Consider the following 16325-nt stretch of genomic DNA (forward strand, 5'->3'; position numbering starts at 1 on the left):
CAGCGCGGGTTGCGGCGAAGATCGGTCTCCGGTCCTAGGACCGGGCAGCACGGCGGGCCAGGACCGGACGGCCGGGGTGCGCTGCCCGGCTTTCAGATGTGCGTCGGCGCGAACATCCTGAGCAGCGCCGGCAGCACCACCACCGAGGGCCCGGAGTGCTCCAGTGACTTGGCCAGGTCCTCGCGGAGCGCCTCGGGTGTGGTGCGCACGGCGGGCACTCCGAAGGACTCTGCGAGGGCCACGAAGTCGGGGCGGGTCAGCTCGGTGCCGGTCGTCTCGCCGAAGGACTCGGTCATGTACTCGCGCAGGATGCCGTAGCCGCCGTCGTCCACGATCAGCCAGGTCACCGGCAGGTCGTACTGCTTCGCCGTCGCCAGCTCCGCGATCGAGTACATGGCTCCTCCGTCACCGGACACGGCGAGCACCGGTGCCCCGGGGTCCGCCACAGCGGCGCCGAGCGCGGCGGGAAAGGCGTAGCCGAGGCCGCCCGAGCCCTGTGCGGAATGCATGGTGTTCGGCCGGCGGGGGTCGAAGGCGGACCAGGCCCAGTAGGACAGGATGGTCATGTCCCAGAAGCTCGGCGCGTCGTCCGGCAGCGCATCGCGCACCGCGGCGAGTACCTCCTGTTCCAGGGCCAGGTTCTGGCCGGAGATACGCTCCGTCACCTTTGCCAGCAGCGCGGACACCCGCTCGGCCCCCGACACGGCGCCACCGGCCCCGACCATCCCGGTCCCGGCCACGGGAGCCGATGCGCCCCGGACCGGTTCCAGCGTCTCCAGCAGCGCTGAGAGTGCGATGCGCGCGTCGGCGTGGATGCCCAGCGCGGGGTGGTTGGACTCCAGTTTGCCGAGGTCGGCTTCTATCTGGATCACCTGGCCGCGGGGCGCGAAGGTGTGGTAGTTCGAGGACAGCTCGCCGAGCCCGGACCCGACGACGAGGAGGACGTCCGCGTCCTCCAGGAAGTCGGTGGTGTGCCGGTCCTCCAGCCACGATCGCAGGGACAGCGGATGCTCCCATGGAAAGGCGCCCTTGCCGCCGAAGGTGGTGACGACCGGAGCGTCCAGCCGCTCCGCGAGTGCCCGCAGCTTGCCGGACGCGTCGGAGCGTACGACGCCCCCGCCCGCGATGATCGCCGGGCGTTCGGCTGCGTGCAGCAGATGTGCGGCCACGGCGGTCAGCTCGGGGCGGGGGACAAGCTCGTGGGGGGTCGCGTCCATGGCCGTCACGACCGGCAGGTCCGTCTCGGCGAGCAGCACGTCCTGCGGGATCTCCACCCAGACCGGACCGTGCGGGGCGCTCAGCGCGGACTCCCAGGCGGCGGCGACCGCGGACGGGATCTGCGAGGCGGTGCGCACGGTGTGCACGGACTTCACGATCCCGCGGAACGACGCCTGCTGGTCGCGCAGCTCGTGCAGATAGCCGTGCCGTCCGCCGCCGAGTCCCGCGCTCGGCACCTGGCTGGAGATCGCCAGCACCGGGGCGGAGGCCGCCGCCGCCTCCTGGAGCGCGGCGAGCGAGGTCAGCGCGCCGGGGCCGGTCGACACCAGCAGCGGCGCCGCCTCGCCGGTGATACGCCCGTAGGCGTCGGCGGCGAAACCCGCGTTGTTCTCGACGCGCAGTCCGACGTATCTGAGCGGTGAGCGGCGCACGGCGTCGAACATGCCGAGCGCGTGCTGGCCCGGCAGCCCGAACACCGTCGTCGCCCCGAGGCCTTTCAGGGTCTCGATGACCAGATCCCCGCCTCTGCGCCCTGCCGGGGGGTTGAGCGCGGCATCGGTCTGCGCCGCGCTCGGACGCAATACAAGATCGTGGTCATGGGTCATGGGTGTCCGGTGTCCCTTCGTCCTGCCCGCCGCCGGGTGCGGCGACGCGCTCCCCGCTGCGGGTGTCGCGCCGGCTCCGGCTCTCGCTCCCGGAGCCGGCGGAGGGGCAGGCTACTTCGCGTCCTGCCCGGCAGCGCCGCCGGCACGGCCCGCCGCGATCTGACGGGCCATGATCGTAGTCAGCTCGTACGCGGTGTGGGAGGCGGCGACCGAGGTGATCTCGGCGTGGTCGTAGGCCGGGGCGACCTCGACGACATCCGCCGAGACGAGGTTGCAGGAAGCCAGACCGCGCAGGATCTCCAGCAGTTCGCGGGAGGTCATGCCGCCCGCCTCGGGGGTGCCGGTGCCCGGGGCGTGGGCCGGGTCGAGGCAGTCGATGTCGATGGAGATGTAGAGCGGCCGGTCGCCGATGCGCTGGCGGAGCTGGTCGGCCACCTCGTCGGCGCCGCGCCGGTAGACATCGGAGGAGGTGACGATGCCGAAGCCCATCTTCTCGTCGTCGTTCAGGTCCTGCTTGCCGTAGAGCGGCCCGCGGATACCGACGTGGGAGAGCGCCTCGGTGTCGAGGATGCCCTCCTCGACGGCGCGGCGGAACGGGGTGCCGTGCGTGTACTCGGCACCGAAGTAGGTGTCCCAGGTGTCCAGGTGGGCATCGAAGTGGAGCAGCGCGACCGGGCCGTGCTTCTTGGCGACCGAGCGCAGCAGCGGCAGCGCGATGGTGTGGTCGCCGCCGAGCGTCATCATGCGGGCGCCGGTGCCGAGGAGGTCGTCGGCCGCCGCCTCGATGGTCTCGACCGCCTCGTTGATGTCGAACGGGTTGGCGGCGATGTCGCCCGCGTCGGCGACCTGGGCGAGCGCGAACGGCGAGGCGTCCTGCGCGGGGTTGTACGGGCGCAGCAGCCGGGAGGCCTCACGGATGGCGTTGCCGCCGAAGCGGGCGCCGGGACGGTACGAGACTCCGGCGTCGAAGGGCACGCCGACCACGGCGACGTCGGTGCGGCCGACCTCGTCCAGCCGGGGCAGCCGGGCGAACGTCGCGAGTCCGGCATAGCGCGGGGTGCGGGACGAGTCGATGGGGCCGCGCGGCGTCTCGTTGCTGTTCATGGCCATGCCTTCTTCCTACGGCTGCGATGGGTCCGGACGGATCTGGATCGGGTGTCCGGCTGCGGTGCTCCACTGCTGTGGCTCTGGTGGTCTGCCCATACCGCGGGCGGCTTGTGCCTGGGGATGCGCGCTCGTGCCGACGATGACCACACGTCTCGACGATAAGTGGCCAAAAGACGGCGATGAAGTATACGTTTCCTCCATTCTGGAAGGCCTATCTGGATGGAACGTCCACCATGCCGGATCCCGTCGCTCCCGCCGCGTCCCCAGCCGCCGCTCCCACCCTGCCCGTACCGCCCGTTCCGCTGTCGGCATTGCTGGCACGCGAGGATCTGGGGCTGCGGTTGATCACCGGGCCGGATGACACCGCCATCCAGTGGGTGCACACCTCGGAAATGGCTGATCCGTACCCCTACCTGCTGGGCGGCGAGCTGCTGCTGACCGCCGGGGTCCTGTTGGCGGACCCGGCGCGGTATGTCTCCCGCGTCGCCGAGGCGGGGGGCGCGGCGATCGGCTTCGGGGTCGCGCCCGTGTACGAGACGGTGCCCGAAACCCTCGTACGGGCATGCGAGCAGCATGGACTGCCACTGGTGGAGGTGCCGCCGCAGACGCCGTTCACCGCGGTCGCGCGTGCCGTGTGGCGGCTGATGGCCCAGGTGAGACTGCGGGAGCTGCGCCGGGTCAGCGAGGCACAGCAGGGCCTCGCCGTCGCAGCGGCGCGGCCCGACCCGATTCCCGCGGTACTGCGACAGCTGGCCGCCCGGCTCGGCGGTTGGGCGGTGCTGACGTCGTCGGACGGCTCCGCCGTGCAGTCCGCGGGGCGGGCGCCGGCACGGGAGGCCCGTGCGGCGCTGAACCGGCTGGTGCGCGTGGTGAACCCGGTCACGGCGGAAGGCGAACCGCCGGATCCCGACAACCAAGGGGACCCGGTAGCGGCCAGGCGTGCGCCCACCTCCGCCACCGACACGGCCGGCGGGCACCATCTGGCCGCATACGCGATCGCCGGCACGGAGGGCCTGGCCCTCGGGATCGCGACCGGCACCCGCGAGCCCGGCGGGCACACGGTGGCCGGGATGGCCGTCGTCCTCCTGTCACTGCTCACCGCACCGCACCAGGGAGCGGACACAGCCGCGCGCTCCTCCGCGCTGGTGCGTCTGCTGCTGGGGGCGGCGCCCGCAGAAGTGGCGCCCTCACTGGCGCCGGGCCGCTGGATCGTGGTGCACGCCTCCAGGCAGGGGGCCGCGCCGGACCGGATCGCGGCCTCCGCGCTCGGCACGGCGCTGGGCAGCGCCTTGGTGGACACGGACGCCGGCATGCCGCCCGTCGCGGAGGCTACGGAATCGGCAGGAACAGGAACAACGACGACGGGAACAACGGTACGGATCCTGCTCCCCGTGGCAGACCCGGAGCTCTGGGAGCAGCGGATCGTGCCGCAGTCCGACTGGACGCTGGGAGTGAGCGCGCCCGTGGAGCCCGGCGAGCTGGGCGCAGCCGACGCCGCCGCAGCACGTGCGCTGCGGCGAGCGGAGGCGACCCGTGAACCGCTGGCCCGGCAGCGCGACACCGGGCTGGCCGCACTTGTGGCACCCGCCGAGGCCGGCGCGCACGCACGCACTCTCCTCACACCGATCGCGGACTCCCCCGCGCTCATCGAGACCCTGCGGGTCTGGCTCTCCCTGCACGGCAGCTGGGACCGCACGGCGGTCGCCCTCGGGGTGCACCGCAACACCGTGCGCCAGCGGATCTCCCGCTGCGGCTCACTGCTCGGGGCCGACCTGGACGACGCGGACGTACGGATGGAGCTCTGGTTCGCCCTCAGGTGGCTGTGATCCTGGCCGTCGACCTCGGACGACTGTGGTTCGGACTGCCGGACCGCGGACGACCCCGAACTCGGGCTGCCGGGCTGCCAGACCTCGGACGACTGCGATCTCGAGCTGCCCGGACCGCGGATGGCTGGAACTCAGAGGCTGTGATCTGGACAACCGGCTCTGGACAGTCACGGTGACCGACCGGTAACTTCTGTCTGAGCAAGCGCTTAGACGAAGCCTTGTACACGCCAGCCAGGCCAGCCGCCGCGACCACGCCGGCCGGCCCGTCACCGCAGAGGAGGCGTCCGTGCGCCGGACCGTATTCAACGAGGACCACGAAGCGTTCCGGGAGACCATCCGCGCCTTCATCGAGGCCGAGGTCGTCCCCGTCTACGACGAGTGGTTCGCCGCCGGCCAGGCGCCGCGCGACTTCTACCACAAGCTCGGTGAGCTGGGCGTCTTCGGTATCAACGTGCCCGAGGAGTTCGGTGGCGCGGGTCTGGACACCCACAAGTTCGAGGCCGTGCTCTACGAGGAGACCTCGCGCGCGGGTGTCCACTTCGGCGGCTCCGGCGTGCACGTGCTGCTCGCCCTCCCCTACATAAAGATGCTCGCCACCGACGAGCAGAAGAAGCGTTTCCTGCCGAAGTTCGTCAGCGGCGAGGAGATGTGGGCGCTGGCGATGACCGAGCCGGGCACCGGCTCCGACGTCGCGGGCATGAAGACCACCGCCAAGCTCTCCGAGGACGGCACCCACTACGTCCTCAACGGCGCCAAGACCTTCATCACCGGTGGTGTGCACGCCGAGCGCGTGATCGTCTGCGCCCGCACCTCAGCCCCGAGCGCCGAGGACCGCCGCTTCGGCATCTCCCTCTTCGCGGTGGACACCAAGTCCGAGGGCTACTCCATCGGCCGCAAGCTGGACAAGCTCGGTCTGCGCACCTCCGACACCGCCGAGCTGGCCTTCGTCGACGTCAAGGTCCCGGTCGAGGACCTGCTCGGCGAGGAGAACAAGGGCTTCTACTACCTCGGCCAGAACCTGACCTCGGAGCGCTTCGGCATCGCTTTCGGCGCCTACTCCCAGGCCAAGGCCGCCGTCCGGTTCGCGAAGCAGTACGTGCAGGACCGTACGGTCTTCGGCAAGACCGTCGCCTCCTTCCAGAACACCAAGTTCGAGCTGGCCGCCTGCCAGGCCGAGGTGGACGCCGCCGAGGCGGTCGCGGACCGCGCGCTGGAGGCCCTGGACGCGGGCGAGCTGACCCCGGCCGAGGCCGCGTCGGCCAAGCTGTTCTGCACCGAGGTCGCGCACCGCGTCATCGACCGCTGCCTCCAGCTGCACGGCGGCTACGGCTACATGAACGAGTACCCGATCGCTCGTCTGTACGCCGACAACCGCGTCAACCGCATCTACGGCGGCACGAGCGAGGTCATGAAGTCGATCATCGCCAAGAACATGGGACTCTGAACGCGTGAGCGAGGCTGTTGACGGGCTGCTCGATCTGCTCGACCTCGAGCGGATCGAGCAGGACATCTTCCGGGGACGATCGCGTTCGGCGGTCGTACCCCGAGTGTTCGGCGGACAGGTAGCGGCCCAGGCGCTGGTCGCCGCGGGCCGCACCGTGCCCGCAGACCGGACGGCGCACTCGCTGCACTCGTACTTCCTGCGCATGGGCGACCCCGGCGCGCCGATCGTCTACACGGTCGACCGCATCCGCGACGGCCGCTCCTTCACGACCAGGCGGGTCGTCGCGGTCCAGCACGGCCAGCCGATCTTCCATCTCTCGGCGTCCTTCCAGACGTACGAGGAGGGGCTGGACCACCAGGCGCCGATGCCGTACGCGCCGGACCCCGAGAGCCTGCCGTCGGCGGAGGAGAGCATCCGGCGGTACGAGGGGACGTTCCTCCACCCGGAGATCGCGCGGCGGCTGCTCACCGCGCGGGCCGCGGTCGATCTGCGGTATGTCTCCGAGCCCCCGTTCGCCACCGTCGGGCAGCCGCGCGAGCCGCGCTCGCAGGTGTGGTTCCGCACCAACGGCAAGCTCGCGGACGACCCGATGCTGCACGTCTGCCTCGCCACCTACGTCTCGGACATGACCCTGCTCGACTCCGTGCTGCTCGCCCATGGGCGAGGCGGTTGGACGGTCGGGGATGTCGTGGGCGCGTCGCTGGACCACGCGATGTGGTTCCACCGCCCTTTCCGGGCCGACGAATGGCTGCTGTACGACCAGGAGTCACCGTCCGCGCACGGCGGGCGCGGCCTCGGCCAGGCCCGCATCTACACCAGGGACGGGCAGCTGGCCATCTCGGTCATCCAGGAAGGCGTGGTCCGTGTCCCGCGCGACCAGGCAGGCTCGGAGCGGGGCGCCGGAAGCTAGTACCGCATCTGCCAAGGTTTGCCCCGTCGCGACGCCCGGCACGACACCTCGCGGCGTTGCCGAATCGACCGAGTAGATCCACTACGAGGCCGATCCGGCGCCTTGCGATGCGCCGCACCGAGCGCCGTTCCTTGACGGGCAAACCTTGACTGACGCGGCACCAGTGCCGGCCGAGGGCGGCACGACCAGCCCTAGACCGCGACGATCCTGGCCGTCTCCTCCGGCGCCTCCAGCATCATGTCGTGACCGCAAGCGATCGTGCGGATCTCCCAGCCGTCGGAACGAGCCGCCGCGAGTGAGGCGTCAAGGCTCGTCAGCGGCGGTTCGGTGTGCCGCACATAGACCCGGCGCAAAGCCGCGAGGGGGCGCGGGTCGAACCGGACGGGATCCGTCAGGCAGCGGAACGGGAAGTCGCTCAGCCGGGGCCCCGCCCAGGCGCGCAGCCACGCGTCCCGCACACCCCACTGGGTGAGGTACGAGGGGTCGGCCGGCAGGTACCAGCCCTCGCCCCGCTCCGCGACCAGCTCGCGATAGCGCAACGCGACCTCCGGGGGCTCGACGTCCAGCAGGCATTCACCCGGCCGGGTGAGGAAGCCGCCGGCGAGCACCACGGCCGCGAGTCGGCCGGAAGCCCGTTCCGCGACCGGTCCCGCCAGGATGCCGGCGTAGCTGTGCAGGACGAGGCGGACGTCGCTGAGATCCTCGTACCAGACGAGATCCACCAGGTCGTCGACATGTGCGGCGACGCCGACCTCGGGAGCCAGCTGCCGGCTGCGTTCGCCCTGTCCGGTCAGGCTGGGGGTGAACACCCGGTGCCCGCCCCGGGTGAGCAGCTCGCGCACCGGGCCCCAGCACCAGCCGCCGTGCATGGCCCCGTGGACCAGGACGTAGTCCGCCACCGTTCGTCACCATCGCCCACTCGCCGAAGCCCGACGGCGCGATCGGGCGCGCCGGGCGCAACCGCCACACCAGACATACCCTCCCTTCATGGCGAGGGCGAGCGCACCGTCGGCGGGCTGGTCAGAGGAGCCCGGCCGCATTCAGGAGGTAGGCCGTCATCGGGTCGTAGGAGCGCGGGTCCGTGACATGGTCGTCCAGCGGGACGGTCACCTGAAGGGTGCCCTCCGCCTCACCGATGAACAGCGCCGGGTCGTTGCAGTCGGCGTAGCCCACCGCGTCGATCCCGCGCCGGCCTGCGCAGCCCGCCCAGCCGTGGTCGGCCACCACGAGGTCCGGCTGGGGCCGTCCCTCCCGGTGCAGACCGTCCAGGATCGCGGCCATCGGTTCGGGCGAGTGGGTGTGCCACAGGGTGGCGCCGCGCTCCAGCATGGCGACGTCGGCGAACTGGAAGACCATACCCTCGTCCGCAGTAAGCCCCGACGGGATCCGTACGATCTCGCAGCCCGCGGCCCGAAGCGCGTCCGCGGTCTGCCGGTGCACGTCGAGCAGCCCGCCGGGGTGGCCGGTGGCGAAGAGCACGGACTGTCTCGCGGCGGCGGCCTCCTTCAACCGCGCGGCCATGCGGTCGAGCGCGTCCACGGTCAGCTCGGGGTCGATGGTGTCCTGTCCGAACCGGTGCCGGGGATCGTCGTTGACACCGCAGCGCTCGGCCATGACGGCGAGCACGTCCTGCTCGTCGGTCCAGCGGTCGCCGAGTTCGAGCCCCAGCCAGTAGTGGCGGTCGCCGTTGGCCAGCTTGCGGTAGTGGGAGAGGTTGTTGTCGCGGGGCGTGGCGACGTCTCCGGCGATCCGGGTGCGGACGAGGTGGTCGACAAGGGCGGCGCGGTTCGGTATCGGCATGTGCCCATTGTGCCGTCAGGTGTGCGGAGCGTGCCCTACGTCCCACAGCGCGGACGCCGGGGCCGAGGTCAGCCGCTCGCCGGCGGCCACCGCTCCGGCGGCGGCCGTGTGCCGGCAGCGTCGTTACGCCGACAGGGACGCGAAGGCCCCGTGCGCCAGCTTGCGCAGCAGCTCCTCCATGGCGGTGCGCCCCAGCGGTCCGTTCCCGTACGAACCGAGGTGCGGGGTGGAGTTCAGCAGCCCGAACACGGCGTGCACAGCCGTCCGCGCCTGAGCCTCGGGAAGCTCCGGGTGGAGTCTGCGCACCACGTCCACCCAGAGTTCGACGTACTGGCGCTGGAGCTGTCGCACGAGCTTGCGGTCGCTGTCGCGCAACCGGTCGAGCTCGCGGTCGTGCAGGGTGATCAGCGGGCGGTCGTCGAGGGCGAAGTCGATATGCCCGTCGATCAGCGAGGCGAGCACCTCTTCCGGAGCTCCGCCCGTGCCCTCTGCGCCTTCCGTGCCGTCCGCCTCGGCCACCCGACGCCTGCCGCCCTCCAGCAGCCGTTCGGAGATCCCGACCAGCAGCTCGGCGAGCATCGCGTCCTTGCCGGGGAAGTGGCGGTAGAGCCCGGGGCCGCTGATACCGACGGCCGCCCCTATCTCGTCCACACCGACACCGTGGAAGCCGCGCTCAGCGAAGAGCCGGGCAGCCTCCTTGAGGATCTGCTCGCGCCGGGTCGGGGCGTCGGTCCTGGTGCTCATGCAACTGATTCTAGACAGGGCGGTTAGCGCTCGTTAACCTGGAGGAAATCGGTTAACGCTCATTAACAAGGAGGGGCTGGACCGATGCAGCAGGCACCCGTGCTGGCGAGTGCGGCAGATCCCGCATCCGAGGCCTGGCAGGCCAATGAGGCGGCGCACCGCGAGCTGACCGACACGCTGCGCGCCAAGCTGGCCGCGGCCCGGCTGGGCGGCGGTGAGAAGGCCCGCGCACGGCACACCGCGCGCGGAAAACTGCTGCCGCGCGACCGGGTGGACACGCTCCTGGACCCGGGCTCCCCCTTCCTGGAGCTGGCCCCGCTCGCGGCCGACGGGATGTACGACGGCCAGGCCCCGGCAGCCGGGGTGATCGCCGGTATCGGCCGGGTCAGCGGCCGTGAGGTGGTGGTCGTCGCGAACGACGCCACGGTCAAGGGCGGCACGTACTACCCGATGACGGTGAAGAAGCATCTGCGCGCCCAGGAGGTGGCGCTTGAGAACCGTCTGCCGTGCGTCTACCTGGTCGACTCGGGCGGCGCGTTCCTGCCGATGCAGGACGAGGTGTTCCCGGACCGTGAGCACTTCGGCCGGATCTTCTACAACCAGGCACGTCTCTCAGGGGCTCGGATTCCGCAGATCGCGGCGGTGATGGGCTCCTGCACCGCGGGCGGCGCGTACGTCCCGGCGATGAGCGACGAGGCCGTGATCGTGCGGGAGCAGGGCACGATCTTCCTGGGCGGACCGCCGCTGGTGAAGGCGGCGACCGGTGAGGTGGTCACGGCCGAGGAGCTCGGTGGCGGCGAGGTGCACTCCCGGATCTCCGGGGTGACGGACCATCTGGCCGAGGACGATGCCCACGCCCTGCGGATCGTGCGGAACATCGTGGCGACCCTGCCCGAGCGCGGACCGCTCCCCTGGTCGGTGGAGCCGGCCGAGGAGCCGAAGGCCGACCCCTTCGGACTCTACGGGGCGGTGCCCGCGGACTCGCGCACTCCGTACGACGTGCGCGAGGTCATCGCCCGGATCGTGGACGGCTCCCGGTTCGCTGAGTTCAAGTCGGAGTTCGGGCAGACCCTGGTCACCGGCTTCGCCCGGATCCACGGCCACCCGGTCGGCATCGTGGCCAACAACGGCATCCTGTTCGCCGAGTCCGCCCAGAAGGGCGCGCACTTCATCGAGCTGTGCGACCAGCGCGGCATCCCCCTGCTGTTCCTCCAGAACATCTCGGGCTTCATGGTCGGCAAGGACTACGAGCACGGGGGCATCGCCAAGCACGGCGCCAAGATGGTCACGGCCGTGGCCTGCACCCGGGTGCCCAAACTGACGGTCGTCATCGGCGGCTCCTACGGCGCGGGCAACTACTCGATGTGCGGCCGGGCGTATTCCCCCCGCTTCCTGTGGATGTGGCCGAACGCCAAGATCTCCGTGATGGGCGGCGAGCAGGCGGCTTCGGTGCTGGCGACGGTCAAGCGTGACCAGATCGAAGGTCGCGGTGACGAGTGGGCCGCTGATGAGGAGGAGTCCTTCAAGGCCCCCATCCGCGCCCAGTACGAGCAGCAGGGCAACGCGTACTACGCGACGGCCCGGCTGTGGGACGACGGGGTGATCGACCCGCTGGAGACCCGGCAGGTGCTGGGTCTGGCCCTGACCGCCTGTGCCAACGCCCCGCTTCCGCAAAAGGACAGCGCGGCGCCCGGCTTCGGCGTCTTCCGGATGTGAGGGACTGAGGGACTGCTGTGGACTTCAAGGGACAGACGATGTTCGACACGGTTCTGGTCGCCAACCGCGGTGAGATCGCGGTCCGCGTCATCCGGACACTGCGCGCCATGGGGGTGCGTTCGGTCGCCGTCTTCAGCGACGCCGACGCCGACGCCCGCCATGTGCGGGAGGCCGACACCGCGGTGCGGCTCGGTCCGGCCCCGGCGGCGGAGAGCTATCTCTCGGTGAAGAGGCTGCTGGAGGCGGGGCGTCTGAGCGGCGCTCAGGCGGTCCACCCCGGCTATGGCTTCCTCGCGGAGAACGCGGCGTTCGCGCAGGCCTGCGAGGACGCGGGGCTGGTCTTCATCGGACCGCCCTCCCGGGCGATCTCGCTGATGGGCGACAAGATCCGCGCCAAGGAGACCGTCCGCGGGGCCGGGGTGCCGGTGGTGCCCGGCTCGTCCGGGTCCGGGCTGACGGACGAGCAGCTCGCCGACGCGGCCCGCGAGATCGGGATGCCGGTGCTGCTGAAGCCATCGGCGGGCGGCGGCGGCAAGGGTATGCGGCTCACCCGGGTCGAGTCGGCGCTGCTGGAGGAGATCGCGGCGGCGCGGCGCGAGGCACGGGCATCGTTCGGCGACGACACCCTGCTGGTGGAGCGGTGGATCGACCGCCCCCGGCACATCGAGATCCAGGTGCTCGCCGACGGCCACGGCAATGTGGTGCACCTCGGCGAGCGCGAGTGCTCGCTCCAGCGCCGCCACCAGAAGATCATCGAGGAGGCGCCCTCCGTCCTGCTGGACGAGGCGACCCGAAGCGCCATGGGCGAGGCCGCGGTGCAGGCGGCGCGCTCCTGCGGCTACCGGGGCGCGGGCACGGTGGAGTTCATCGTCCCGGGTGGCGATCCGTCGGCTTACTACTTCATGGAGATGAACACCCGCCTCCAGGTGGAGCACCCGGTCACCGAGCTGATCACCGGACTGGACCTGGTGGAGTGGCAGTTGCGGGTGGCGGCGGGCGAGCGGCTCTCCTTCACCCAGGAAGACGTCCGGCTCACCGGCCATGCCGTCGAGGCCCGGATCTGCGCCGAGGACCCGGCGCGCGGCTTCCTGCCGTCCGGTGGCACGGTGCTGGCACTCCACGAGCCGCAGGGCAACGGCCTGCGCACCGACTCGGGGCTCAGCGAGGGCACCGAGGTATCCAGCCTGTACGACCCGATGCTGTCCAAGGTCATCGCCTACGGCCCGGACCGCCGGACGGCGCTGCGCAAGCTGCGCGCGGCCCTGGCGGACACGGTCACGCTCGGCGTGCCGACGAACGCGGGCTTTCTGCGCCGACTCCTCGACCACCCGGATGTGGTCTCCGGCGAGATGGACACGGGACTCGTGGAGCGCGACGCGGACGGCCTGGTGCCGGACGGAGTGCCGGACGAGGTGTACGCGGCGGCCGCGCTGCTGCGGCAGTCCGCTCCGACCGGGACATCCGGAGCGCCCGGGGGCGGCTGGGTCGACCCCTTCTCGGTCCCCAACGGCTGGCGGCTGGGTGGTGAACCGGCTGCGACGGTCCACCACTTCCGTGTCCCCGGCCAGGACCCGGTGACGGTCCGGCTGAGCGGTACGGCGGCGGGAGCCGTGTGCACCGTGGGCGAAGCGCCCGCGAAGCCGGTGCGCAGGGTGCGCACGGACGACCGCGCCGGGCTCGTGGCGGCGGACCGGTCGGGCTCCGTCACCGTCGAGGTCGACGGGGTCACCCACACCTTCCGGTACGCGGCAGGCCCCGGGGGGAGCTGGCTCGGCCGGGACGGCGACTCCTGGCATGTGCTGCACCACGACCCGGTGGAGGCCTCGCTCAGCGGCGCGGCGCGCCAGGGCGCGGACACACTGGCGGCACCGATGCCGGGCACCGTGACGGTCGTCAAGGTCTCCGTCGGCGACGTGGTCGAGGCGGGTCAGAGCCTGCTGGTGGTCGAGGCGATGAAGATGGAGCACGTCATCTCCGCCCCGCACGCAGGCACGGTCACCGAGCTGGATGTCGCCGCGGGCGCCACCGTCGCCATGGACCAGGTGCTTGCCGTCGTGGCCCCGCACGAGGACGGAGCGAAGGAGGCGGGCGATGACTGACGGACTGCCCATGGAGGTATCCGTCCCGGGGCTCCCGGCGCGGGTCCGCATCCATGAGGTGGGCGCGCGTGACGGCCTCCAGAACGAGAAGGAGGTCGTCCCGACCGAGGTGAAGGCGGAGTTCATCCGCCGGCTCGCCGATGCGGGCCTGACCACCATCGAGGCCACCAGTTTCGTGCACCCGAAGTGGGTGCCCCAGCTGGCGGACGCCGAAGACCTGTTCCCCCGCCTCGGGGGCCTCGGTGACGGGGTGGCCCTGCCCGTGCTCGTACCGAACGAGCGGGGACTTGAGCGGGCCCTGGCCCTGGGGGCGCGCAGGATCGCGGTGTTCGGGTCGGCGACCGAGACGTTCGCGGCCCGCAACCTCAATCGGACGGTCGCCGAGTCGCTCGCCATGTTCGAGCCTGTCGTCGCCCGCGCGAAGGAGGACGAGGTCCATGTGCGCGGGTACCTCTCGATGTGCTTCGGGGACCCCTGGGAGGGCAAGGTGCCCGTCCACCAGGTGGTCCGGGTCGCCAGGCAGCTGATGGACCTGGGCTGCGACGAGCTGAGCCTCGGGGACACCATCGGTGTGGCGACCCCCGGCCATGTGCTGGCCCTGCTCGCCCGGCTCAACGAGGAGGGTGTGCCCACCAGCGCCATCGGGGTGCACTTCCACGACACCTACGGCCAGGCGCTGGCCAACACCTTCGCGGCGCTGGAACACGGCGTCACCACGGTCGACGCCTCGGCGGGTGGCCTCGGCGGCTGCCCTTACGCGAAGAGCGCCACCGGAAACCTCGCCACCGAAGACCTCGTGTGGATGCTCCACGGCCTCGGTATCGAGACCGGGGTCGATCTCGACCGGCTCAGCGCCACCAGCGCCTGGATGGCCGGGCAACTGGGCCGGCCCAGTCCTTCCCGCACCGTGCGTGCCCTCTCCCCCAAGGAGTCCTAGCCATGTCGCTCGACCACCGTCTCTCCTCCGAGCACGAGGAACTCCGGCGCACCGTCGAGGAGTTCGCCCACGATGTGGTCGCCCCGAAGATCGGCGACTTCTACGAGCGGCATGAGTTCCCCTACGAGATCGTCCGCGAGATGGGCCGTATGGGCCTGTTCGGCCTGCCGTTCCCCGAGGAGTACGGCGGCATGGGCGGCGACTACCTCGCCCTCGGTATCGCCCTGGAGGAGCTGGCCCGGGTCGACTCGTCCGTGGCGATCACCCTGGAGGCCGGAGTCTCGCTGGGTGCCATGCCGGTCTACCGCTTCGGCACCGAGGAGCAGAAGCGCGAGTGGCTGCCCCGGCTGTGCTCCGGAGAGATGCTCGGCGCCTTCGGCCTCACCGAGCCCGACGCGGGGTCCGACGCGGGCGGAACCAAGACCGCCGCCGTGCGCGACGAGAGCACCGGTGAGTGGGTGATCAACGGCTCCAAATGCTTCATCACCAACTCCGGTACGGACATCACGGGCCTGGTCACGGTCACCGCGGTCACCGGTCGCACCCCCGAGGGCAAGCCGCTGATCTCCTCGATCATCGTGCCGTCCGGCACTCCCGGGTTCACCGTCGCCGCGCCCTACTCCAAGGTGGGGTGGAACGCGTCGGACACCCGCGAACTGTCGTTCGCCGATGTCCGGGTTCCGTTCGCCAATCTGCTCGGCGAGGAGGGCCGCGGGTACGCCCAGTTCCTGCGCATCCTCGACGAGGGCCGGATCGCGATCGCCGCGCTCGCCACGGGCCTGGCCCAGGGCTGTGTGGACGAGTCGGTGAAGTACGCCAAGGAGCGACACGCCTTCGGCCGCCCGATCGGCGACAACCAGGCCATACAGTTCAAGATCGCCGACATGGAGATGCGGGCGCACATGGCCCGGATCGGCTGGCGTGACGCGGCATCGCGTCTCGTCCATGGTGAGCCGTTCAAGAAGGAGGCCGCACTGGCGAAGCTGTACTCCTCCACAGTCGCGGTCGACAACGCCCGCGAGGCCACCCAGATCCACGGCGGCTACGGATTCATGAACGAGTACCCGGTGGCCAGGATGTGGCGCGACTCCAAGATCCTGGAGATCGGCGAGGGCACCAGCGAGGTCCAGCGGATGCTGATCGCCAGGGAGTTGGGGCTCACGGGCTGACCCAGCCGGCTCCGAGGCGGACGGATCCGGCCGTCCGGCGCCGGGGGCGGGTTTCCGCACCGCACCGGCGCCGGACGCGTCCGGCGCCCCCGTAACCGCTTTCGGGGGCACCGGACTTCGTCGACGGCGTCCATGGGCTTGGCGTAGGCGAACCCCCGGCGCTTCACGCACCGGGACCAGACTTCGAACGCCGCCCTCACCCCGGGATTTCCCTGAGCCGGGATGGACGCCGCAACATCGGCACCCGTGATCTTGCGATGGGCCTCGCCCGCGCATCCGCCCGCCGGGCACCGACCCCATGGGGGACTGGCCGGGCATCACGGCCTCCGCCCCGGGCGGCAGGGTCGTCGCGTCCAACGCCCTGCGCTCCCGCGCCGCAACGGTTTCCAGGTCCACGGCCGGCTTGTAGCCGTAGCGTCCGGCCACGGCCCCGTCATGGGTTCCGTAACGCAGATCCGTCAGGGACCTGGGTCCGCAATCCGGGAGATCAAGAGCGGGCCGATGGGTGAATCCGCGCCCCTTCATGGAGCCGCGAGAGCGGAGCACGCGGAAGCCCCAGCACCGAGACGGGCACCAGTGCCGCAAAGTCGGGACTTGACCGAAATCCCTCATCGCGACTCGGACAGCAGAGCACACAGACTGTTCGCAGAAACCGACGCCGGCACCCGGGGGCGCCCTCGCATCACGATGCGATCTCCACGGGAGAACGCGCCTCGCCACCCGGAGCGTTCACGCGTGACTTCGATCACG

The 16325-nt window shown here is 71.2% G+C and carries 12 protein-coding genes; 7 read left to right on the forward strand and 5 right to left on the reverse strand.

Annotated elements, in window-relative coordinates; all coding sequences use genetic code 11:
• Positions 1 to 92: 92 nt before the first annotated feature.
• Positions 93 to 1823 carry a thiamine pyrophosphate-binding protein gene (locus V1460_RS30970; protein ID WP_338676908.1) on the reverse strand — a complete coding sequence of 577 codons (1731 nt, stop codon included), beginning with the start codon at positions 1821 to 1823 and terminating at the stop codon, positions 93 to 95.
• A gap of 111 nt (positions 1824 to 1934) precedes the next feature.
• Positions 1935 to 2927 carry an agmatinase gene (gene speB, locus V1460_RS30975; protein ID WP_338676909.1) on the reverse strand — a complete coding sequence of 331 codons (993 nt, stop codon included), beginning with the start codon at positions 2925 to 2927 and terminating at the stop codon, positions 1935 to 1937.
• A 236-nt stretch (positions 2928 to 3163) separates the two neighbouring features.
• Between speB and V1460_RS30980 the strand changes: the two genes are divergently transcribed.
• From V1460_RS30980 to V1460_RS30990, 3 genes are all read left to right on the forward strand, one after another.
• Complete coding sequence (locus V1460_RS30980) at positions 3164 to 4756, forward strand: PucR family transcriptional regulator (protein ID WP_338676910.1); 1593 nt, start codon at positions 3164 to 3166, stop codon at positions 4754 to 4756.
• A gap of 286 nt (positions 4757 to 5042) precedes the next feature.
• The gene (locus V1460_RS30985) at positions 5043 to 6200 is read left to right on the forward strand and encodes an acyl-CoA dehydrogenase family protein (protein WP_338676911.1); all 1158 of its coding nucleotides are present in this window, start codon (positions 5043 to 5045) and stop codon (positions 6198 to 6200) included.
• A gap of 4 nt (positions 6201 to 6204) precedes the next feature.
• On the forward strand, positions 6205 to 7110 hold the full coding sequence (locus V1460_RS30990; RefSeq protein ID WP_338676912.1) for an acyl-CoA thioesterase II: 906 nt from the start codon (positions 6205 to 6207) through the stop codon (positions 7108 to 7110).
• 191 nt (positions 7111 to 7301) lie between these two features.
• Here V1460_RS30990 and V1460_RS30995 read toward each other — a convergent pair whose 3' ends face one another.
• The 3 genes from V1460_RS30995 to V1460_RS31005 all read right to left on the reverse strand — a co-directional run bounded on the left by V1460_RS30995 (position 7302) and on the right by V1460_RS31005 (position 9654).
• Entirely contained in the window at positions 7302 to 8009 is a 708-nt protein-coding gene (locus V1460_RS30995; RefSeq protein WP_338676913.1) for an alpha/beta hydrolase, read from the reverse strand.
• A 121-nt stretch (positions 8010 to 8130) separates the two neighbouring features.
• On the reverse strand, positions 8131 to 8910 hold the full coding sequence (locus V1460_RS31000) for a phosphatase (protein ID WP_338676914.1): 780 nt from the start codon (positions 8908 to 8910) through the stop codon (positions 8131 to 8133).
• Between the two features lie 123 nt (positions 8911 to 9033).
• Positions 9034 to 9654, reverse strand: coding sequence for a TetR/AcrR family transcriptional regulator (locus V1460_RS31005; RefSeq protein ID WP_338676915.1), 621 nt, complete (start codon positions 9652 to 9654; stop codon positions 9034 to 9036).
• A gap of 84 nt (positions 9655 to 9738) precedes the next feature.
• Here V1460_RS31005 and V1460_RS31010 point away from each other — a divergent pair, with 84 nt between their 5' ends.
• Genes V1460_RS31010 through V1460_RS31025 form a run of 4 tightly spaced genes read left to right on the forward strand, consistent with a single transcriptional unit; the run spans position 9739 to position 15575 of the window.
• Complete coding sequence (locus V1460_RS31010) at positions 9739 to 11370, forward strand: carboxyl transferase domain-containing protein (RefSeq protein WP_338676916.1); 1632 nt, start codon at positions 9739 to 9741, stop codon at positions 11368 to 11370.
• A gap of 38 nt (positions 11371 to 11408) precedes the next feature.
• Complete coding sequence (locus tag V1460_RS31015) at positions 11409 to 13469, forward strand: acetyl-CoA carboxylase biotin carboxylase subunit (RefSeq protein WP_338678275.1); 2061 nt, start codon at positions 11409 to 11411, stop codon at positions 13467 to 13469.
• Positions 13462 to 14406 (forward strand): hydroxymethylglutaryl-CoA lyase, encoded by a 945-nt coding sequence (locus tag V1460_RS31020; protein ID WP_338676917.1) that lies wholly within the window; start codon positions 13462 to 13464, stop codon positions 14404 to 14406. Before V1460_RS31015 ends, V1460_RS31020 begins: the two co-directional genes overlap by 8 nt.
• Before the next feature lie 2 nt (positions 14407 to 14408).
• Positions 14409 to 15575, forward strand: coding sequence for an acyl-CoA dehydrogenase family protein (locus tag V1460_RS31025; RefSeq protein ID WP_338676918.1), 1167 nt, complete (start codon positions 14409 to 14411; stop codon positions 15573 to 15575).
• Positions 15576 to 16325 lie beyond the last annotated feature (750 nt).

Origin of the sequence: Streptomyces sp. SCSIO 30461 (genome assembly GCF_037023745.1) — a bacterium.
Lineage (GTDB): Bacteria > Actinomycetota > Actinomycetes > Streptomycetales > Streptomycetaceae > Streptomyces.

Excerpts from the sequence above, each read along its gene's own strand:
- V1460_RS31020 (WP_338676917.1), top strand. The coding sequence starts at position 13,462 with ATGACTGACGGACTGCCCATGGAGGTATCCGTCCCGGGGCTCCCGGCG.
- V1460_RS31000 (WP_338676914.1), bottom strand. The coding sequence starts at position 8,910 with ATGCCGATACCGAACCGCGCCGCCCTTGTCGACCACCTCGTCCGCACC.
- speB (WP_338676909.1), bottom strand. The coding sequence starts at position 2,927 with ATGAACAGCAACGAGACGCCGCGCGGCCCCATCGACTCGTCCCGCACC.
- V1460_RS31015 (WP_338678275.1), top strand. The coding sequence starts at position 11,409 with ATGTTCGACACGGTTCTGGTCGCCAACCGCGGTGAGATCGCGGTCCGC.
- V1460_RS31010 (WP_338676916.1), top strand. The coding sequence starts at position 9,739 with ATGCAGCAGGCACCCGTGCTGGCGAGTGCGGCAGATCCCGCATCCGAG.
- V1460_RS30980 (WP_338676910.1), top strand. The coding sequence starts at position 3,164 with ATGCCGGATCCCGTCGCTCCCGCCGCGTCCCCAGCCGCCGCTCCCACC.
- V1460_RS30970 (WP_338676908.1), bottom strand. The coding sequence starts at position 1,823 with ATGACCCATGACCACGATCTTGTATTGCGTCCGAGCGCGGCGCAGACC.
- V1460_RS31005 (WP_338676915.1), bottom strand. The coding sequence starts at position 9,654 with ATGAGCACCAGGACCGACGCCCCGACCCGGCGCGAGCAGATCCTCAAG.
- V1460_RS31025 (WP_338676918.1), top strand. The coding sequence starts at position 14,409 with ATGTCGCTCGACCACCGTCTCTCCTCCGAGCACGAGGAACTCCGGCGC.